The organism is Streptomyces sp. H51, from assembly GCF_035656535.1.
Classification (GTDB): domain Bacteria; phylum Actinomycetota; class Actinomycetes; order Streptomycetales; family Streptomycetaceae; genus Streptomyces.
On record NZ_JAYMHD010000020.1, the window covers coordinates 216,882 to 237,161 of the forward strand.

General features: G+C 72.8%; 17 protein-coding genes and 1 tRNA gene. 8 read left to right on the plus strand and 10 right to left on the minus strand.

Translation table 11 applies throughout. The annotated features are described in order from the left end of the window. Positions 1-78 precede the first annotated feature (78 nt). Together VKA29_RS05605 and VKA29_RS05610 are read right to left on the minus strand one after the other, a co-directional pair. The gene (locus VKA29_RS05605) at positions 79-1,191 is read right to left on the minus strand and encodes an SPFH domain-containing protein (RefSeq protein WP_324784054.1); all 1,113 of its coding nucleotides are present in this window, start codon (positions 1,189-1,191) and stop codon (positions 79-81) included. 217 nt (positions 1,192-1,408) lie between these two features. Beyond that, entirely contained in the window at positions 1,409-2,707 is a 1,299-nt protein-coding gene (locus VKA29_RS05610; protein ID WP_324784055.1) for a peptidoglycan-binding protein, read from the minus strand. Between the two features lie 183 nt (positions 2,708-2,890). Here VKA29_RS05610 and VKA29_RS05615 point away from each other — a divergent pair. From VKA29_RS05615 to VKA29_RS05625, 3 genes are all read left to right on the plus strand, one after another. Then, positions 2,891-2,964, plus strand: a tRNA-Lys gene (locus VKA29_RS05615). A 476-nt stretch (positions 2,965-3,440) separates the two neighbouring features. After that, the gene (locus VKA29_RS05620) at positions 3,441-5,426 is read left to right on the plus strand and encodes a glycosyltransferase family 2 protein (RefSeq protein WP_324784056.1); all 1,986 of its coding nucleotides are present in this window, start codon (positions 3,441-3,443) and stop codon (positions 5,424-5,426) included. Then, a complete protein-coding gene (locus VKA29_RS05625) occupies positions 5,423-7,360 on the plus strand; it encodes a galactose oxidase-like domain-containing protein (protein WP_324784057.1) in 1,938 nt (645 codons plus the stop codon). The genes VKA29_RS05620 and VKA29_RS05625 overlap by 4 nt, the downstream gene beginning before the upstream one ends. A 192-nt stretch (positions 7,361-7,552) precedes the next feature. On the opposite strand, the gene VKA29_RS05630 is transcribed toward VKA29_RS05625, so the two are convergent. Beyond that, positions 7,553-8,569, minus strand: coding sequence for a glycoside hydrolase family 6 protein (locus tag VKA29_RS05630; RefSeq protein WP_324784058.1), 1,017 nt, complete (start codon positions 8,567-8,569; stop codon positions 7,553-7,555). A gap of 150 nt (positions 8,570-8,719) precedes the next feature. On the opposite strand from VKA29_RS05630, the gene VKA29_RS05635 reads away from it, so the two are divergent. Further along, entirely contained in the window at positions 8,720-8,845 is a 126-nt protein-coding gene (locus VKA29_RS05635; RefSeq protein WP_324784059.1) for a hypothetical protein, read from the plus strand. 336 nt (positions 8,846-9,181) lie between these two features. Here the strand turns inward: VKA29_RS05635 and VKA29_RS05640 are convergent, their stop codons facing one another. The 5 genes from VKA29_RS05640 to VKA29_RS05660 form a co-directional block, all read right to left on the minus strand. Next, positions 9,182-9,850 carry a class F sortase gene (locus VKA29_RS05640; RefSeq protein WP_324784213.1) on the minus strand — a complete coding sequence of 223 codons (669 nt, stop codon included), beginning with the start codon at positions 9,848-9,850 and terminating at the stop codon, positions 9,182-9,184. A gap of 56 nt (positions 9,851-9,906) precedes the next feature. Beyond that, a complete protein-coding gene (locus VKA29_RS05645) occupies positions 9,907-10,446 on the minus strand; it encodes a hypothetical protein (protein ID WP_324784060.1) in 540 nt (179 codons plus the stop codon). 149 nt (positions 10,447-10,595) lie between these two features. Then, on the minus strand, positions 10,596-11,375 hold the full coding sequence (locus VKA29_RS05650) for an HAD-IIA family hydrolase (protein ID WP_324784061.1): 780 nt from the start codon (positions 11,373-11,375) through the stop codon (positions 10,596-10,598). Between the two features lie 123 nt (positions 11,376-11,498). Beyond that, positions 11,499-12,395, minus strand: coding sequence for a hypothetical protein (locus VKA29_RS05655; protein ID WP_420718440.1), 897 nt, complete (start codon positions 12,393-12,395; stop codon positions 11,499-11,501). 175 nt (positions 12,396-12,570) lie between these two features. Continuing rightward, entirely contained in the window at positions 12,571-13,866 is a 1,296-nt protein-coding gene (locus VKA29_RS05660) for an ROK family protein (protein WP_420718445.1), read from the minus strand. Positions 13,867-13,928: 62 nt separating this feature from the next. Between VKA29_RS05660 and VKA29_RS05665 the strand changes: the two genes are divergently transcribed. Together VKA29_RS05665 and VKA29_RS05670 are read left to right on the plus strand one after the other, a co-directional pair. Continuing rightward, complete coding sequence (locus VKA29_RS05665) at positions 13,929-15,029, plus strand: Gfo/Idh/MocA family oxidoreductase (RefSeq protein ID WP_324784064.1); 1,101 nt, start codon at positions 13,929-13,931, stop codon at positions 15,027-15,029. Further along, a complete protein-coding gene (locus VKA29_RS05670) occupies positions 15,026-15,538 on the plus strand; it encodes a heme-degrading domain-containing protein (protein ID WP_324784065.1) in 513 nt (170 codons plus the stop codon). The genes VKA29_RS05665 and VKA29_RS05670 overlap by 4 nt, the downstream gene beginning before the upstream one ends. Before the next feature lie 133 nt (positions 15,539-15,671). Here the strand turns inward: VKA29_RS05670 and VKA29_RS05675 are convergent, their stop codons facing one another. After that, the gene (locus VKA29_RS05675; protein WP_324784066.1) at positions 15,672-16,529 is read right to left on the minus strand and encodes a fumarylacetoacetate hydrolase family protein; all 858 of its coding nucleotides are present in this window, start codon (positions 16,527-16,529) and stop codon (positions 15,672-15,674) included. A gap of 231 nt (positions 16,530-16,760) precedes the next feature. Continuing rightward, a complete protein-coding gene (locus tag VKA29_RS05680) occupies positions 16,761-17,543 on the minus strand; it encodes a class E sortase (protein WP_324784214.1) in 783 nt (260 codons plus the stop codon). Positions 17,544-17,967: 424 nt separating this feature from the next. Between VKA29_RS05680 and VKA29_RS05685 the strand changes: the two genes are divergently transcribed. After that, positions 17,968-18,978, plus strand: a complete 1,011-nt coding sequence (locus tag VKA29_RS05685; RefSeq protein WP_324784067.1) for an SEC-C domain-containing protein — start codon at positions 17,968-17,970, stop codon at positions 18,976-18,978. 392 nt (positions 18,979-19,370) lie between these two features. Beyond that, positions 19,371-20,180, plus strand: a complete 810-nt coding sequence (locus VKA29_RS05690; protein WP_324784068.1) for an LppX_LprAFG lipoprotein — start codon at positions 19,371-19,373, stop codon at positions 20,178-20,180. The last annotated feature ends 100 nt before the right edge of the window (positions 20,181-20,280 follow it).

Here is a 20,280-nt window from a genome sequence, read left to right on the forward strand (position 1 = left end):
CTGTGCTGGTAGGTCTAGACCAACCCTCACGTTATGACCGGGACTTGAACATGTCCAGACCAATTGCAGAGGTCGTTCTCAGTGCCCCGGCTCCGCCCGGCCCACGCAGAACGCCACCGTCAGGTCCTTGACCAGGGCCTTGCGCTCGTAGTCGTCGAGGTCCACCAGACCCCGCACGGTCAGCCGGGTCACCGTGTCCTCCACGGAGTCGACCACCGACGTCAGCATGCTCGCCCGGTTCCGCGCGTCCAGCGCGGCGACCTTCCGGCGGTGCATCGCGGCGGCGACCTCGGGGGCGTACTCGACGCGGACCGGCTGCACCGAGTACACCTCCAGCCCGACCGGCGCGGCGTCGGCCGCCACCAGCCGGGTCAGCGCCTCCCCGGCCGCATCCGCCGCCCGCGCCGCGGCGTCGGGCGTCTCCACCGGCACCCGGGCCAGGGCCGCCTCCACGCACTCGCGCAGGTAGGTCTCGTGGTCGTCGACGCCCAGCACGGCCCGCGCGGTGTCCCGCACCCGCCACACCGCCAGCACGACCACCCGCAGGGCGACCCCGCCGCCGTCGACCGCCGGCATCGGCTCACTGCGCCAGTGCCGCAGCCGTACGTCGACCCGGCGGCGCAGCAGCAGCGGGTTGACCCACATCAGGCCGGTGCGCCGCACGGTTCCCCGGTAGCGGCCGAACAGGCCGACCACCAGGGCCCGCCCGGTCCGCCCGCGGGTCAGCCCGGCGAGGCCGAACAGCCCTACGGCGCCCGCCCCCGCGCAGGCCGCCCACTGCGCCGGCCCCAGCCCCGTCCCCGCGTACGCCGGCAGCCGCAGTGCCTCCAGCGCCGCCCGCGGCAGGACGCCGGCCCACCATGACGCGGCCGCGCAGCCGGCCGCCCCGCAGACACCGGCGAGGACCCCGGCCGCGCCGGGCAGCACCCGGGCCGGCCGTTCCACCAGCTCGGGGTCGGCGCGCGGCGCGGCACGGTTCCTGACCGGCGCCGGGCCGCGCAGCCGCGGCTGCTCCCCCGTGCCCCGCCGACGCCCCACGACCGCGGGCTTCAGCGGCACCGGCACCGGGCTCGGCTCGTCGCGGAACAGCAGGTGGACGGGGATCTCGGTGGTCGCCTCGTTCTGAATGAGACGCCCGGACCTGCCCGGCCCCTCGAACTCGGGCGTGTGTGACGTGGTCGTCGTGCTCAAGCGTGCCTCCAGCCTCCGCACCAGATGCGCCAGATGCGCCACAACAGATGGATCGGGACGCCGCGGCCCCGGTGGGCCAGGGCTGCGGCCGCCCCGGTGGGCCCGGACGCCGCGGCCCCGGTGGGCCAGGGCTGCGGTCGCCCGGTGTGGGTCGAGTGAGGTGGGTCGGGTGAGGGTGGGGTGGGTGGACCGACCGGGGTCGGTCCGGTGAGGTCGGTCAGGAGAAGAGGCGGCGCCAGGTCTCCGGGCCCGGGCAGCCGTCCGCCGCGCCGCCCCGCCAGCCCTGGGCGCGCTGGAACGCCTGCACGGCACGCCGGTCCGCCTCGCCCCAGCGCGGCCCGGGCCCGCCCGTGTAGAAGGCGCCGAACCCCTTCTTCACCAGTTGCCGTCCCAGCCGGGTGACGTACGCGTTGCTCGCGCCCGGCCGGAACAGCGCGCGCCCCGGATAGCCGGGGACGCCGTGCGAGGCGGGCGGCCCGGCGGTCGACGCCGGGATGCCGCTGCCCTTGCCGGTGACCAGCAGTTTCCAGGTCGCCGGGCCCGGCAGCCCGTCGGCGTCCGCGCCGCGCCAGCCCTGCGCCAGCTGGAAGGCCTGGGTGGCGCGCCGGTCCGCGTCCGTCCACCGCGGACCCGGGCCCGAGGCGTAGAAGCGCCCGCCGCCGCGCGCCACGAGCAGCTGTCCGAGCCGGGTGACGTACGCGTTGTTCGCGCCGGGGCCGAAGTACTCCGCGCCCGGATAGGCCGTCGCGGCCTGCTGGGCGGCCGGCGTGCCGGGGTTCGCGCCCACCGCGATTCCCTTGTACCGGTAGGGGACGTAGCGGTCCGAATTGCTCGAGTAGGCGTACGGGGTGGCCCGGCGGCGGGCGTGCGGGGGAGTCTCCTCGTAGGCGACGTAGGAGGTGTGCGTGGAGTCCGTCCAGCCGCCGAAAAGGACGACGTGCGAACCCTTCTCGGGGTTGTCCGGATTGTGGAACAGCAGTATGTCGCCGGGCTGGAGTTCCGCCTTGGAAATGCGTTCCCCGTATTTGCCCAGGCTGCCCGTCCATTCGTTCCCGGGCAGGCTCCAGGCCATCGACACGAAGCCCGAGCAGTCCTGCCGGTAACCGTCAAACCAGTAGTCGGACATGCTGTACGGCACCTGCGCGGCGACCCAGGTCTTCGCCCGGCTGATGATCTCCGTACGGGTGATCTTCGGCAGCCGCACGGGCGCTGCGGGCAGCGCGGGACGGCCGGCCGGACCGTGCAGCGGGGCCCTGCCGCCCTGTGGCGTTCCGGGCTCGTCACCTGCGGGGACGCCCGGCCGGTGGGGGGCGTGCGGCGCGGCGAGAGCGGGTGCGGCATGACCCGCGGCGAGGGCCGCGGAGGCGGCGGCCGTGACGATCACGACGCGGTGCGCGGCCGGGTGGGCCGGACGCCGGGCGGCCGGGGAATACGGCAGGACGCGGCGCCAGTGCGCGCAGCCGGGGCAGTCGCAGTCGCTCGCGGGATCGAATTCCTCGAATACCGGAGTTCCCATGCGATTCCCCTCACACTCCCGACGGAAATGACGGCGCCTGTGCACGTCGATCAGTTTCCCAACCGTCGTCGGACCGCGCATGTCGACGGTCCGAACGATGTACCCGGACGCCCGCCGCACCCGCCGGGGCGCCGGGTGGTCGGGAGCACCCTCCGGCGTCCGGTAGAGTTGCCGCGTCAGCAGGCGCCGCTAGCTCAGTTGGTTAGAGCAGCTGACTCTTAATCAGCGGGTCCGGGGTTCGAGTCCCTGGCGGCGCACCGACAGCCAGAGGGCCCCCCGTGGGAACGGGGGGCCCTCTGCTCTGTATGCGCCGGGCGAGGGCGAAGGAGGCGGCATGGAAGCGATCGGTCGGCATCCGCGCAGGTCCGTCCGCGATCGGCGCACATGCCACCCACAGCTGGCGCAATGAACGCGTATGACCGGTGAACACCGCGTTGCGCATCTTGCGATCATGCTGAACGCCGTAGAACCCTGTCGTGCAAGATGCCGCGGATCCGCGGTACTTGGGGGGCAGGGAACCGGTTGCCGGGTCTACGGGGTGAGGGGCCCCGTTCACGGGGCGGTGCCGAGGGGGGCATCATGCAACCGGAAGGTCGCGGTTCCGTGTCCATGTGGGTGGACAGTGTGGTGACCGCGGCCCGCCACTGATACGTCTGTACGGAGTCGAGGGGGACTCGTGCGGGCGGTAAGGAACTACACGACACGCGGTCGCCTGCGTGTGGGGGGATGACTCATGACGTCGACGCCGACGGGCGCCCGGCCGGACCCGGACCCGTCAGACACCACCCAGCTCCGGGTGCCTTCGCACCGGAGCGGCAACACGGGGGCGTTCCGCCGGATCAAGAAGACCCTGCCGAAATACGACTACGAGCACTACAGCAGGCTGGCCGGCCCCCTCACCCAGCCGGACCCGGACAAGCCCTACCGGGTCCAGTACCGCTCGCTGCTGTCGCAGGAGCCGCACCGCGTCCGGGCCGCGCTCATGCTGGGTGCGGCGCCGCTGCTGTCGCTGGTCCTGCTGGCCTGGCTGCTCCAGCCGGAGCACTGGACCGAGCGCGACTACCCCGCCTTCGACTTCCTGCCGGCGCTCGACGTCGTGATGCTCGTCTCGATCGGTCTGATCGAGTTCTTCCGCTGCATGAACGTGCTGTCCAACGCGCACGCCACGCTGGTCGCCCGCGACCCCGTTCCGGTGGTGCCGGAGACCGGCACCAAAGTGGCGTTCCTCACCTCCTTCGTGCCCGGCAAGGAGCCGCTGGAGATGGTGACGAAGACCCTGGAGGCGGCCGTCCGGCTGCGCCACCGGGGCCTGCTGCACGTCTGGCTGCTCGACGAGGGCGACGACGCGGAGGTCAAGGAGGTGTGCGCGCGGCTGGGCGTGCACCACTTCTCCCGCAAGGGCGTGGCGAAGTGGAACCGGCCCAAGGGCCCGCACCGCGCCAAGACCAAGCACGGCAACTACAACGCCTGGCTCGAGGCGCACGGCGACGACTACGACTTCTTCGCCTCCGTGGACACCGACCACGTGCCGCTGCCCAACTACCTGGAGCGGATGCTCGGCTTCTTCCGCGACCCGGACGTCGGCTTCGTCATCGGCCCGCAGGTCTACGGCAACTACGACAACCCGATCACCAAGGCCGCCGAGTCGCAGCAGTTCCTCTTCCACGCGCTCATCCAGCGCGCCGGCAACCGCTACGGCGCCCCGATGTTCGTGGGCACGTCGAACGCCGTGCGCATCAAGGCGATCAAACAGATCGGCGGCCTGTACGACTCGATCACCGAGGACATGGCCACCGGCTTCGAGATGCACCGGCACAAGAACCCGGCGACGGGGAAGAAGTGGCGCTCGGTGTACACGCCGGACGTGCTCGCCGTCGGTGAGGGCCCGGGCGCCTGGACGGACTTCTTCACCCAGCAGCTGCGCTGGTCGCGGGGCACGTACGAGACGATCCTCACGCAGTACTGGAAGGGCTGGGGCACGCTGCCGCCGGGCAAGCTCTTCAACTACACGATGATGATCATCTTCTATCCGATGTCGGCCCTGAACTGGATCCTGGCGGCGCTCAGCTGTGCGCTGTTCCTGGGCCTGGGCGCGTCGGGTGTGAACATCGACCCGACCGTCTGGCTGATGCTGTACGGCAACGCCTCGGCGCTGCAGATCGGCCTGTACGTCTGGAACCGCCGGCACAACGTCTCCCCGCACGAGCCGGAGGGCTCCGGCGGCGTGGCGGGCATGGTGATGTCGGCCCTGTCGGCGCCGATCTACGCACGCTCCCTGATGGACGCCGTGCTGCGCCGCAAGAGCAAGTTCGTGGTGACGCCGAAGGGCGACTCGGCGAGCCCCGACACGCTGTTCGGGACGTTCCGCATCCACCTGTTCTTCATCCTGGTCTTCGCCGGCTCGATCGCCGCCGGTCTCGTCCTCGGGCACTCGCACCCGGCGATGATCACCTGGGCCACGTTCGCCCTGCTGATCACGGCCTCGCCGATCTTCGCGTGGCGCTACGAACTGCGTCAGGCGAAGAAGCGGCCCCCGGCGCCGGCGCCGGAGCCGCAGGACGCGGTGCCCCCGGGACACCGGCCGCAGCCGCTGCCCGGGCAGCAGGCGGCGCACGGCGGACACGCGCCGCAGCCGAAGCCGAGCTGGGCCGCCTCCGACGGGGGCAACGACCAGACCATGCAGATCGCCCTTGGTGGACTTGGGGGACGTAAGGAATGAACGACCGTGCAGGCCGCCGCCGCGCCCGTCGACTCGCGATAGGCACGGCGGTGGTGCTCGCGCTGGCCGGGATGAACGGGCCGTGGCTGTACCGCTTCGGGACCGAGAAATACCACCAGTACCAGATCGACAAGCCCGAGTACAAAGCGGACAACGGCCACTGGGACATCGTCGAGTTCCCCGAGGAGTACCGCCAGGACACCATCCACGCGGCCCTCCTGCGCACCGGCAAGGTGCTGCTGATCGCGGGCTCCGGCAACAACCAGGACAACTTCGACGCCAAGAAGTACGACACCCGCGTCTGGGACCCCGTCAAGGGCACCATCAAGAAGGTGCCGACGCCGAAGGACCTGTTCTGCACCGGCCACACCCAGCTCGCCAACGGCAACCTGCTGATCGCCGGCGGCACCAAGCGGTACGAGAAGCTCAAGGGTGACGTCACCAAGGCCGGCGGCCTGATGGTCGTGCACAACGAGAACCCGGACAAGCCGATCACGCTGCCCGCGGGCACCAATTTCACCGGCAAGGAGAACGGCAAGACCTTCGTGTCGAAGGATCCGGTGCTCGTCCCGCGCGCGAAGAAGGTCTTCGACCCGAAGACCGGCGCGTTCCTGCGCAACGACCCCGGGCTCGGCCGTATCTACGTCGAGGCGAAGCGCAGCGGCATCAAGTACGAGACCGGCGCCCAGAACAACTACCGCATCCAGGGCCTGACCGGCGCCGACGCGCGCAACACCTACGGCATCGCGCAGAAGCTCGCCCTGGACAAGAAGGACTTCCAGGGCATCCGGGACGCCTTCGAGTTCGACCCGGTCGCCGAGAAGTACATCAAGGTCGACCCGATGAACGAGGCCCGCTGGTACCCGACGCTCACCACGCTGAGCGACGGCAGGATCCTCAGCGTCTCCGGCCTCGACGACATCGGCCAGCTGGTGCCGGGCAAGAACGAGATCTTCGACCCGAAGACCAGGAAGTGGACGTACACGTCCACGATCCGTCAGTTCCCGACCTACCCCGCGCTGTTCCTGATGCAGAACGGCAAGATCTTCTACTCGGGTTCGAACGCGGGCTACGGGCCGGACAACGTCGGCCGCGACCCGGGCGTCTGGGACGTGGCCAGCAACAAGTTCACCGAGCTGCCCGGCCTGAGCGACGCCGACCGGATGGAGACGTCCGGCACGGTGCTGCTGCCGCCGGCGCAGGACGAGAAGTTCATGGTCGTCGGCGGCGGCGGGGTCGGCGAGTCCAAGCTGTCCAGCAACCGGACGCGGCTGATCGACCTCAAGGCGAAGAACCCGAAGTTCGTGGACGGCCCGACGCTGGCGAAGGGCACCCGCTACCCGCAGTCCTCGGTGCTGCCCGACGACACCGTGCTGGTGTCGGGCGGCTCGCAGGACTACCGCGGGCGCAGCGCCTCCAACATCCTCCAGGCGCGGATCTACCACCCGGACACCAACACCTTCGACCGGGTCGCCGATCCGCTGGTGGGCCGGAACTACCACTCGGGCTCGATCCTGCTGCCCGACGGCCGCGTGATGTTCTTCGGCTCGGACTCGCTCTACGCCGACAAGGCCAACACCAAGCCGGGCAAGTTCGAGCAGCGCATCGAGATCTACACGCCGCCGTACCTGTACCGCGGCTCGCGCCCGTCGCTGTCCGGGGGCCCGCAGACCATCGCGCGGGGCGGCTCGGGCACCTTCACCTCGCCGCAGGCCTCGGCGGTGAAGAAGGTACGGCTGATCCGGCCGAGCGCGAGCACGCACGTCACGGACGTCGACCAGCGCTCGATCGCGCTGGACTTCAGGACGTCCGGCAACAGGATCACGGTGACGGTGCCGAAGAACCGCAACCTGGTCCAGTCCGGCTGGTACATGCTGTTCGTCGACGACGACCGGGGCACCCCCAGCAAGGCGCAGTGGGTGAAGGTGCCGTGAGTCACGGGCTCATGAGCCCTTGACCCGATGAGCCTCAGGGGCGCCCTCCGGGAACGGAGGGCGCCCCGTCTCATGTGCCCGGGTGACTGCCTGCTGGGCGCCTACCGCTGACTGCCTGCCTGCTGACTGCCTGCTGACTGCCTGCTGACTGCCTGCTGACTGCCTGCTGACTGCCTGCTGACTGCCTGCTCGCTACTTGCCGGCCTTCGCGAGCTTCAGCGCGTACGCGGACCACCACTGCCCCGCCTTGGGGCCGCCCTTGCACTCGCCGTCCGACTCGCCGGGGCGCTTGACCCACAGGTAGGCGTCCACCAAGGGGTCCGACGTCTTCGTCGTCGGCGGCTCGCCCAGCGCGCGGCCCGGCGGGTTGCACCAGCGCTCGTCCTGGGCGCCGCCGTCGTAGGGGCCGTTGCCGTTGCGGCTGGTGTCGACGACGAAGTGCTTGCCGCCCACCTTCGCGGACAGCTGCTTGCCGTACGCGATGGAGTCCTCGGTGGTGTAGAAGTTCGAGACGTTGACCGAGAAGCCGTCGGCCTGGTCGATGCCCGCCCACTTCAGGGGCTCGAAGATCTGGTCGGGGTGGCCCCAGCCGGCGTTGCCCGCGTCCAGGTACACCTTGGTGTTCTTCAGGGACTTGAGTTTGCCGATGGCGCCCTTGAGGAGGTCGTAGCGCTCCTCGTGGAACTCGTCCGGGGTGCAGCCGTCGACCAGGTGCAGGACGGCGTCCGGCTCCAGGATCACCGTGGCCGAGCGGTCCTCGATGCCCGCCGCCACGCCGTCGATCCAGGCTCGGTAGGCGTTGCCGTCGGCGGCGCCGCCCTGCGAGTACTGGCCGCAGTCGCGGTGCGGGATGTTGTAGAGGACCAGCAGGGCGGTGCGGTCGGCCTTGTCGGCGGCCTCGGTGTAGCCGCGGGCCTCCTGCTCCGGGTTCTCCGGGCCGATCCACTCCCCGGTGGGCTGCTCGGCGATCCGCCGGATCCGCTCGGCGTCCGCGTCCTTGCCGGCCTTCTCGTACGCGGCGACCTGCCGGGCCGCGTTGCCGTCCGGATTGACCCAGAACGGGTCGGTCTCCTTGGGCTGTTGGGTGATCTTCGCGCCGGCGCCCCGGTTCTTGCCGTCACCGTCCCCGGACGAACACCCCGCGATCAGCAGTGCCGCCCCCAGCACCATCGCGGAGCTGCGCACTCCGGCCCCCCTGCTGCCGTACATCCAACTCCCCCTTGGGTGCACTCTTCCGAGGGCCAATCGTGTCACACGCGCCCGGACACCCACGAGGTCGCGGGGTTGCCCCGGCGGGCCGTCACCGCACGGGCGGCGCGGGCAGGCGACGGGCCTGAAGGGGGCGGGCTGAAGGGGCGGGTGAAGGGGGCGGGCGGGCAGCGGAGCGCGTACGCCCAATACCGGGACCTGGCGAGGCAGTTGCGGCGGACGTCGTCCAGCGGGGTGCTGCTGGAGCAGGCCGACGGCATGCCGGCCGAGCGCTGAGACGCCTGCCCCGGCCGGGCGCGAGGGAGGCCGCCGTAAGGGCTCAACCGGGCTCACCGGAGAGGCCGTGGAGGTTTGCGGGAGGGGCCGTGAAGGAGCACAGGAGGGGCCGTGAAGGCCCGCTACCTGCGCCGATGACTCAGGGCGAGCGGCCGGGGACTCGGCGTCGCCGCCCTCTGGGCCCGGCCGCTCATCCGTTCTAAAGTCTTCTCGGGCGGCCTCGGACCCCGGCCGGCCGATCTCCCGTTCGGTTCCCGAGACCTCCCGCGCACCTCGCCGGGCTACTCCCGCGGCCCGGGGCGGGCGCGCGGTCGAGGACCGGCCCGGTCGGCGGCTTCAGGGGGAGCGAGCCGTCGACCGGGCCAGGTGCGGCCGGGCGGGCTCACCCGCCGACCCCGTGAGGTACGCCGAGACGATCACGTTCGCCGTGTAGGTGTGGGTCGCCCGGTCGAACGTGCCACCGCAGGTGATCAGCCGCAGCTCGGCGCGCCCCGGCCGGCGCGGCCCGTAGGCCTGTTGGGCGTCGAACTGGTCACGCGCCTGGACCTGCACGTCGTCCACGGTGAACTCGGCGATCCTGCCGTCGTCGCGCACCACCCGGATCGTCTGACCGGGCCGGAGGGAGCTCAGCCGGTGGAAGACGGCGGGCCGGGTCTCGGTGTCGACGTGGCCGACCATCAGCGCCGGACCGACGGCCCCCGGCGCGGCGCCGCCCGCGTACCAGCCCACGGCACCGGCCTGGTCGAAGGGCGGTGGGTCGATGGCCCCCCGCGCGTCGAGGCCGCGGGCCACCACCGGCGCCTGCACGCCCAGGTCAGGGATGTCGATGCGCTGCGGCAGCGCGTCCCCGAGCGGGCGCAGCGCGGGCGGCAGCCGGGTCTCGGGCGGGCGGCCGACGGCCGCCATGTCACCGGTGGTCGGCGCGGACGTGCCCTGTGCCACGTCGGTCAGCTGACGCCCCCACAGCCACAGCCCGAGCAGCAGCACGACCCAGGCCAGCCCCATGAAGAGGCGTCCGGCGCCGGCGGAGCACTCGCGGTCGAACCTGACCGGCACGGCGGTCAGCCCCTGCCCCGGCCGCGGCGGGTACCCAGCACCGCCACGGCGGCCGCGGCGGCGCAGGCCAGCACCAGCCCGGTCACCTCGTGGACCGTGCCGGGGCCGACCGGCCGGGCGTCCGTGACGGCCAGGCGGGCGGTGCCGCCGCCGCCCGCGGGGACGGGGGCGACGGGCGAGGCGGGCCCGGCGGGACGGCCGGACGACGCGGCGGCGACGGTGATCCTGCCCTTCACGTCCGCGTCCGCGTCCGCGCAGGCGATCTCCACGTCGTAGGTGCCGGGGCCGATCGAGGAACGGACGCGGGTCTCACCGGCGAGCGTGCCGCCGGCACCGGCGAGCCGGGCCTGCGCGACGAAGGCGGCGGAGTGGGCGGTGGCGGTCCGCGACGCGCAGCCGCTCACGCGCAGGGCCACGTCGCCGCCGGGGGCCGGGGACGACGGGCTGACCGAGACGCCTCCGTCCTGTGCGTACGCCGACGGCGCGAGCGCGACCACGGCGGCGGCGAGGACCGCCACACGGAGCGTGGCTTTCGTGGAACCCATCGTGAACCTCCAGATACCTGGAGGTTCCTCCCCGGCACCGCGTCCCGCATCCTCAGCGGGCCCCGGCTGCTCCGTACGGGTTCGGAACGGGTTCGGAAGGGGTTCGGAAGGGGTTCGCCCTCGGTCCGCTCGGCTCGGATCCGCTCGGCTCAGATCCGCTCGACGAGATCGGCGATGGAGTCGACCACCTCGGACGGCCGGTAGGGGAAGTCCTCCACCTGCCCGGGCCGGGTCAGACCGGTGAGCACCAGGAACGTCTGCATCCCCGCCTCCATGCCGGCCAGCACGTCGGTGTCCATGCGGTCGCCGATCATCGCGCTGCTCTCGGAGTGGGCGCCGATCGCGTTGAGACCGGTGCGCATCATCAGCGGGTTCGGCTTGCCCGCGAAGTACGGCTGCTTGCCGGTCGCCTTGGTGATCAGCGCGGCGACGGCGCCCGTCGCCGGCAGCGGGCCCTCGGTGGAGGGACCGGTCTCGTCGGGGTTGGTGGCGATGAAGCGGGCACCGTTCTGGATGAGCCGGACCGCCTTGGTCATGGCCTCGAAGGAGTAGGTGCGGGTCTCGCCGAGGACGACGTAGTCGGGCTCGTGGTCGGTGAGGATGTAGCCGATGTCGTGCAGCGCGGTGGTCAGCCCGGCCTCGCCTATGACGTACGCCGAGCCGCCCGGCCGCTGGTCGTCGAGGAACTGCGCGGTGGCCAGCGCCGACGTCCAGATGGACTCGACCGGGATCTCCAGGCCCATGCGGCGCAGCCTGGCGTGCAGGTCGCGCGGGGTGTAGATCGAGTTGTTGGTGAGCACCAGGAAGGGCCTGCCGGACTCGCGCAGCTTCTTCAGAAAGGCGTCGGCGCCGGGGATCGGTACGCCCTCGTGGATGAGAACACCGTCCATGTCGGTGAGCCACGACTCGATGGGCTTGCGGTCTGCCATGTGCAAGATCTCCTGCCGTACGCGTGTGCGCGGGTACGCGGTGCTGGGTGGCCCAGCCTAGACAGTGACCGGATCTTGAGGGAATGCCCGGTTCGGCGGGAGCGTGAACGCTGGACGGCACGTTCAGCGGCGCCTCCGTGGTCTGCCCGGCCCGCGCAGCACTCGTCCGAGCGGCTTCCGGGCGAGCAGCAGCGCGCCGGCCGCGACGAGGAGGGCGGCGGTGGCGGCCATGGCTCCGGTGCGGGTGGCGAGGCCGGTGCGGGCGAGTTCGTCGGCGAAGGGCAGGGATGCGTCGGGGCTGGGGGAAGCGGTGGGGGCGACGCCGACGGAGGTGCCGGTGGGGGCGTCCTCGGCCGTGGCGTCGGGGACGGCGTCCTTGGCGGTGGCGGTGCCGGTGGGCCGGGGTGTGGTGGGCTGGGGGGTGGCGGGGCGCGGGGTGGTGGGGGTCTGTTCGGGCTCGACGCGGAAGCGGTAGTCGTTGGACTGCCCGACCCAGTCGCCGTCGTCGTCGTGCCGCTGGACGACGGCCGCCGTGGCGGTGATCTCGTTCGGTCCGGTGCCGGCGGCGAGGGCGAGCCGCACCTCGACCGTGACGGTGCGGCCGGGGCCGACGGTGAATCCCGCGGAGCCGTCGTCGAAGGCGCCGACGAGTTCGTTCTCGTCGGTCTTCTCGAAGTGGACCGGCTGCGGCCGGGTGCCGGCGGAGAACTCCAACCGGGGCTGCGTCGGCTTCAGCGCCCGCCGTTCGTCCACGAGGACGATGACCGGGTGGATGTTCGTGCAGGTCCGGGTGGTGCGGTTGGTGAGGTCGAGGAACCAGGTGCCGTACCCGCCGCCGGCCCGGTAGGCATCCGGGCCACCGCGGACGCGGGTGGTGAGGGGGAACCCGCGCCCGGTGTCGCAGGTCGGGGTGGGGGCGGGGCCGGTGCCGGGAGCCGCGTACGCGGGGGCCGCCGCGGGGAGGAGGGCGGCTGATGCTGCGAGACAGAGGGACAGGGACGGGCGCAGTCGCATGACCACATGATCGTGCCGGAGCGGGTCACCGAGAGGCGGCTACCACCCGCACGAACGCCCGAAAGAGGGGAGAAATTGCGCCGCCCGGCCGGGAGCACGCACGGCGGCAGCCCGGCCGGGAGCACGCACGGCGGCAGCCCGGCCGGGAGCACGGCACGCTCGGGGGGAGGCGGCCGCCGGCTCAGCCGTCCGTCCGCCCGAACAGGGGCGCCAGCACGAGCTGGGCCGCGCCCTCCGCCACGCCGCCGGAGGCGACCCGCACCGGCACCGGCGGCTCCCCCGTGCGCCGGGCGCGTTCGGCGAGGACCGCGGCGACGCCGTCGGCGAAGACCTCGGGCGCGGCGGCGACGGTGCGGCCGCCGAGGAGCACCAGGTCGATGTCGAGCAGCGCGACGAGGTTGCCCGCGCCGGTGCCCAGCACGCGGGCCGCCTCCGTCAGGTCGCCGCGCGCCACGGCGGCCAGGCACAGCGCCTCCACGCAGCCGCGGTTGCCGCAGCCGCAGGGCGGCCCGTCCAACTGGACCACCTGGTGCCCGAACTCCCCGGCCCCGGTGCGGGCGCCCCGGTGCACGGCGCCGCCGATCACCAGCCCGGCGCCGAGGCCCGTACCGACGTGCAGGTAGGCGAAGGAGCCACCCGCCCGGCCACCGCCCGCCCCGTCGCCGCCGTGGACCGTGCCGTCGTCCCCCGCGCCGCCGACGGCGAGTCGGAGCGCGGCCGCGTTGGTGTCCTTGTCGACGACGACCGGCACCCCGAGCCGCCGCGCCAGCTCGGCCCGCAGCGGGAACCCGTCCCACTCGGGGAACCCCGTGACCCGGTGCAGCACGCCGCTGACGTGATCGAGCGGACCGGGCAGGGCGACACCGACGCCGAGGAGGGGGCCCGCCGGGGCCGCGCACAGGTCTCCGCCGCCCCCCAGCACCCGCTCCACCAGCGCCGTCACCTCCCCCGCGACCCGTCCCAGCACGGCCTCCGCCCCTGCGCCCAGGTCCAGCGGGGTGCGCAGCCCGGCGACCGTGGCTCCGGTGAGGTCGGCCAGGACCACCCGCGTCTCGTCCCGGTCCACGTGCACGCCGACCGCGTACCCCGCCTCCGGCACCAGCCGCAGCACCGTGCGCGGCTTGCCGCCCGTCGAGGCGCGGTGCCCGGCCTCCGTGACGAGGCGTTCGGCCCGCAGCCGGGCGGTGATCTTGCTGACGGCCTGCGGGGTCAGCCCGGTGCGCTCGGCGAGCTCCAGTCGGCTGATGCCCTCCGCCCCGGCCGTGCGCAGCAGGTCGAGGACGAGCGCGGTGTTGTGACCGCGCACGGCGAGCAGGTTCGCCCCGCCCGTCGCCCCGCCGCCCCGCAGAGCCGAAGCCGCCGCCCCGGCGATGCGCAGAGCCCCCTCCCCCGCGCCCCACGGGTCCCCCGCCCCGGCGCCCCGTGGAGCCGCCGGACCAGCGCGCCCCGGGTCCTCCGCCCCGCCCTTCCTCGTCATGTCCACGCCGCCATTGTCGCCCCGCGCTTGCACTTCGGCAACAGCGTTGCCAAAGTGGAGGCATGACTGCTGCACCCCTCGGCCCCTCCCCCGGCTCCCCGCTGCGCGTGGGCCTCGTCGGCTACGGCCTCGCGGGCTCCGTCTTCCACGCCCCGCTGATCGCCGCCACCGAGGGCCTGGTCCTCGACACGGTCGTCACCTCCCGCCCGGAGCGTCAGGAGCAGGCCCGCGCCGAGTTCCCGGACGTACGGATCGCGACGGACGCGGACGAGCTGTTCGAGCGGCGGTCCGCCGAGCTGGACCTGGTCGTGATCGCGTCGCCGAACAAGACGCACGTCCCGCTCGCCACCGCCGCCCTGAAGGCCGGCCTGCCGGTCGTGGTCGACAAGCCGCTCGCCGGGACGGGCGCCGAGGCCCGTGGGCTCGCGGCGCTCGCCGAGGAGCGCAGCCTGCTCCTGTCCGTCTTCCAGAACCGCCGCTGGGACAACGACTTCCTGACGCTGCGCAAGCTGCTCGCCGACGGCGAGCTGGGCGACGTACGGCGCTTCGAGTCCCGCTTCGAGCGCTGGCGCCCGCAGCCGAAGGGCGGCTGGCGCGAGTCAGGGGACCCGGAAGAGATCGGAGGTCTGTTGTACGACCTCGGCAGTCACGTCGTCGACCAGGCCCTGGTCCTGTTCGGCCCCGCCACGCGGGTGTACGCGGAGACGGACGTCCGGCGTCCGGGCGCGCAGGCGGACGACGACACCTTCATCGCGCTCACCCACGCCGGCGGCGTCCGCTCCCACCTCTACGTCTCCTCGACGGCCGCGCAACTCGGCCCGCGTTTCCGGGTGCTGGGCTCGAAGGCGGGATACGTCAAGTACGGCCTCGATCCGCAGGAGGCGGCCCTGCGGGAGGGCCGGCGCCCCGGCACGGCCGCCGACTGGGGCACGGAGCCCGAGTCGCGGTGGGGCCGGGTCGGCTCCGGCGAGTCCCCGCTGACCGGCGGCGGCCGGCCCGAGCCGACCCTGCCGGGCGACTACCCGGCGTACTACGCGGCCGTGGCCAGGGCCCTCACCGGCGACGGCGCCGACCCGGTGCCCGCGCTGGAGGCGGCCGCCACGCTCGACGTGCTGGAGGCGGCCCGCCGGTCGGCCCGCGACTCAGTGACGGTGACGCTGTGACGCCCAGCACCGGGACGCCGAAGATCCGACCGGAGACCCCACCGACGCTGGAGGAGTTGGAGGCGCAGGAACGCCGGCTGGTCTTCACCCGGTTCACCCACGACGACGCCTGGGCGCTCGGTTCGCTGCTGGTGGAACTCGCCCGCGAGCGCCGGGCCCCGGTCGCCGTGGACATCCACCGCGCGGGCCGGCAGCTCTTCCGCGCCGCGCTGCCGGGCTCGACCCCGGACAACGACGCCTGGATCGCCCGCAAGCGCCGGGTGGTGGAGCGCTACGGCAGCTCGTCCTACCTGGTCGGCGCGCGCTTCCGCGCCAAGGGCAGCACGTTCGAGGAATCCTCCCGCCTGGACCCCGGCACCTACGCCGCGCACGGCGGGTCCTTCCCGGTCAACGTCGAGGGGGTCGGCGTGGTCGGCGCGGTGACGGTGAGCGGACTGCCGCAACTGCGGGACCACCGCCTGGTGGTGGAGGCGCTGGAGAAGTTCCTGAACCGCTGGAGGAGTTCCTGAACCGGCTTAGGAGTTCCTGAACCGGCGGAGGAGTTCCTGAAAACCGCCGACGGAGCGCGCCGGGGCCCTCAGGGGCGCGGGCACCGGCCCCGGCACACCGCCGCCCCCGCGGCCCCGGCACCCCGCGGAGCGCCTACGCGTCCTTCAGTTCCTGCCGCTGCCGCCCCAGCCCCTCGATCTCCAGCTCGACGACGTCCCCGGCCCGCAGGTACGGCTTCGGTTCGGGCGCGCCCATCGCGACCCCCGCGGGCGTCCCGGTGTTGATGACGTCACCGGGATACAGCGTCATGAACCGGCTGACGTACCGCACGACTTCACCGACCGGGAAGATCTGTTCGGCGGTGCTGCCGTGCTGCTTCAGCTCCCCGTTCACCCACAGCCTGAGCGTGAGGTCCTGCGGGTCGGGCACCTCGTCGGCGGTCACCAGCCAGGGGCCCAGCGGGTTGAACGTCTCGCAGTTCTTGCCCTTGTCCCAGGTCCCGCCCCGCTCGATCTGGAACTCCCGCTCGGACACGTCGTGCGCCACCGCGTACCCGGCGACATGGGCGAGCCCCTCCTCCGCCGACTCCAGGTAGCGGGCGGTGCGTCCGATGACGACCGCCAGCTCGACCTCCCAGTCGGTCTTGACCGAGCCGCGCGGCACGAGCACCGTGTCCTCGGGCCCGACGACGGTGTCCGGCGCCTTGAAGAAGACGACGGGCTCCGCGGGCGGCTCGGCCCCGGTCTCACGCGCGTGGTCGTGGTAGTTCAGCCCGATGCACACGATCTTGCCGATCCGCCCCACCGGCGGCCCGACGCGCAGCCCCGCCGCGTCCAGGGCGGGCAGTTCACCGGCGTCGGCGGCGGCACGGATCCGGCCGAGCGCGGCGTCGTCGGCGAGCAGCGCGCCGTCGATGTCGGCCACGACACCCGTCAGGTCCCGCAGGGTGCCCTCGGCGTCGAGCAGCGCCGGCCGCTCCGCTCCCGCCGCACCGACTCGCAGCAGCTTCATGATCTCCATCTCCCTCAGTCGCGGGTCGCCCGCCGACGGTCACAGTCATCGGAGGACTGGCCGATCGTCCAAGGTCGCCGTGCACTATTGCAAGAGCGGTTCACGTAGTGGACCGCGACCGCTGACCTGACCGGTACAGCGCCGCCCGCTCCTCGGTCCCCAGGCCGTGCTGCCCGCCACGTACAGCGCGGCGACCGGCCGGTGGGAGAACGGCCCGCCGGCCGTCCGCCTTCAGCCCCGCGGCCGCATCGACGCCAAGGTCCCCCACACCACCAGCCGGTACCGCGAGGTGTACTCCGGAGTGCAGGTGGTGAGGGTGATGTAGTAGCCGGGGCTCGGGTAGCCGTAGGCGGGGCGGACCGTGGAACGCGGGACCGGCCGCAGGACGCCCCCGTCGCGAGCCGACGTCCGCGGCAGCGTCCGGTCGACGGTGTACGTGTACACCGCGCCGTGCGTCCGCACCTCCAGCACGTCCCCGCGCCGCAGCCGGTCGATGTGCCGGAACGGCTCCCCATGCGTGTTGCGGTGCCCGGCGAGCGCGAAGTTGCCTGCCTGGCCGGGCTGTTGGGTGCCGGGGTAGTGGCCGGCGTACCCCTTGTCGAGGACGTCCCGCTTGCCGACGCCCTCGGCGACGGGGACGCGGAGGCCGAGGCGGGGGACGGTGAGGACGGCGTAGGCCTGGGAGCGGCGGGGACGCGACAACGCCCCGACGGCGGCCGCCGGTTGCCGCCGGGACCGGGCACCGGCGCCCTGCCGGCCGGACGGCGCCGGTACGGCCGTGGGGGAGGAACCCCGGTCGCCGCCGCCACCGCCCGCCGCCCACTCCCGTTCCAGCGCCTCCACCTTCCGCTCGGCCCCGCGCCGCGCCTCCCGGTTGGTCCACCACAACTGGTGGGCGACGAGGAGCAGAAGGACGACCCCGACGGTGACGAGCGCCTCGCCCCCGGCCCACAGCGCGCGCCGCCGCCGGTCCCGCCGCCGTCGGCCGCTGTGCTGCACGACAGGAACGCGCATCGTCATGCCGCCTCCTTCACCGGGCCGCCCGCACGATAAGGGCAGGACCGCCAACTCACCAGCCCCGTAAGCCCGTAAGCCCGCAACCACGACCGAACTCCTCGTTCGAGACTTCGTACGGCGTCGGGAAGGTGCTGTCACAACCCTCGGCAACCCCACCCGCCACACCCTCCCTCGTGGCATGCACGGGACAAGCCATGTCGACAAGGCGTACGGCCCGGAAGGGACCGGGGAAGGCCCCGGGGAAGGGACCGACCGATGGCCGGGAAGGGACCGACCGATGGCCGGGAAGGGGCCGGGAAGGGACCGGCGGATGGCCGGGAAGGGGCCGGCCGGCCCGCGTGCGGAGAGCCGTCCCGAAGCAGCGCACCCTTGCGCCGGGACGGCTCTCCCCGTGTCGGCGGTCGGCAGTACGGTGTCACCCATGCGCCCCGACACGCCTGCCGAGAACGTCGACCACACCGCGGAAGCCGCCCGCCTGGAGCGGACCGCCGGCCTGTATCCCGAGGACTCCGAAGCGCTGCTCCTGCGGGCCGCGGCCCACCTGGAGCTGGCCGGCGACCGCCCCGCCGCGACCGCGCTCTACGACCGCCTGCTGTCGTCCCGGGACAGCCTGGAGAACCCCCACCTGGTACGGGCCCTGAAGGCCTCCAACCTGTGGGAGTACGGCCACGAGGCGGAAGCCCGCGCGATCATCACCGGCCTCCGCGCGACGGCCCCCCGGGACCCGGCCCCCTGGGTGATCGTGGCGGAGGCGCTGGAGTCGCACGACGAGCTGGAGGCGGCGCAGGAGACGTTCACGGAGGGCGTCCGCCTGCTGCTGACGGACGTTCCCGAACCCCCGTACGCGACCCACCCGCTCCTCTTCGGCCGCCACCGGGTCCGCCGCATGCTCGGCGCGGCGCACGACGACTGGGACGCCCTCGCGGACACGCTGCACTCCTCGCCCGTCTCCCTGGACGAGCTCCACGACCCGAAGCGCGTGTGGTCCCTCGGCTCGGACAACCCGGCGGAACTCGCGGCGGAGATCTCCCGCCTCCGCGCCGAGCTGGGCACCTACCGCGAAGCCCTCTCCCGCCCGTTCCCGGTGGCGGTCCTGCACTGGCCGGCCGCCGAACTGGCGGAACTCCTCGCGGCGTACCCGCCCCTGTCGGCGGAGTACCCCTCCCACGCCGACCACCTGGCGACGATAGAGGCCTCGCTGCGGGAGCTGGCGGCCTCCGGCACCCCCAACCTGGGCATCGTCACGGGCACGGTCCCCTCCTACGAGGCCTTCGCCGCCTCGGAGGGCGCCTCCCCTGCGGACCCGTCCCTGCTCCCCCAGTACGCGACCACCCTGGCAGCCCGGGGCCGGGCGACGGCCTGGCCGCCGCAGCAGGGCGCGGCCTGCTGGTGCGGGTCGGGCCGGGCTTACGGGGAGTGCCACGGGGCCTGACCTGCGGCCCGGCACAGCACGCCGGAGCGGCCCGGGGCACGGCCGGCCCGAGAACGCCGGGTCGGCCGCCCGCCGCCGCCTCGTGCGCCGCCCTCCCCGACTCCCTCCGCCGCGGCCCGCGCGGCCTCGGCGTCGTCGCAGAAATTGAGTAATAAGTACTCAGGCCGGGAGACACCCCCTGGCCGAAAAGTCAAGTACTGTCTGCATCCGTGCGGATCAGCTACGCAGACCACCCGAATCGGTGATTTGGTGAGGACTCGTCAGCTGACGACCGCACGAGGTCTGGCGAGCCTCCTGGTCACGCGTCGCCTCGACGCGTGATGTGCGTATGCCGCGACCAGGTAACGGCTCTTCTTACTCAATGACGTAACAGAGATTCTCGGGGGACTGTCATGGCTGATGGCATATCCAGCGTGCTCGGCGCCAAGCGCAGACGGCTGGGCCTGGTGACGATCACGCTGGCGGCGACGGCGTCGGCGGCGGTGCTGACCGGCTGTTCGAGCAGCGACGACAAGGGCGCGAGCCCCTCGAAGCCCAGTGCGCTGCCGGACGCCTCGCGCATCGTCGCGGAGAGCGCGCGCACCACCCAGACCTTGCACGACGTGCACCTGAACCTGGCTGTCGCCGACATCCCGAACCTGCCGGTGGAGAAGGTCGACGCCGACGTCACCAACAAGGTGAAGGGACAGGGGCAGGCGGCCGGCGCGGCCCGGGTGCGCACCAGCAAGCAGGCCGACTTCACCGACACCAAGTTCGTCGTCTCGAACAAGACCCTGTACGCCGGCGACGGTTCCGCGTACCAGCCGGTCGGACCGGCGGAGAAGGTCTACGACCCGGGCGTCATCCTCGACAAGGACAAGGGCATCGCCAACGTGATCGCCCAGATCAAGAACCCCAAGTCGGAAGCGCGGGAGAAGATCGACGGCGTCGACACGGTGAAGATCAGCGGCACCGTGGACGCCTCGGTGATCGACTTCATCGTCCCGCAGTCCGGCAAGAAGGGCGGACCCCTCCCGATCACCGTCTGGATCAAGGACGTTCCGCCGCCGAGCGGTTCCGCCAAGTCGTCCGCTCCCGGCAAGGGCTCTCCGGACAAGGCTCCGAACCTGGTCAAGGCCGTGGTGCAGCAGGGAGACGGAACCATCACGGTGATGCTGTCCAAGTGGGGCACTCCGGTTTCCATCCCCAACCCGGCCGCCTAGCGAACGGATGCCGGCCCGGGAACGCGGAATGGCGGCGACGCCTGTCAGACCGCGCCCCGGGCCGGTTTCGTTTTCTGGTTCCGACACGGGGGGCAACACA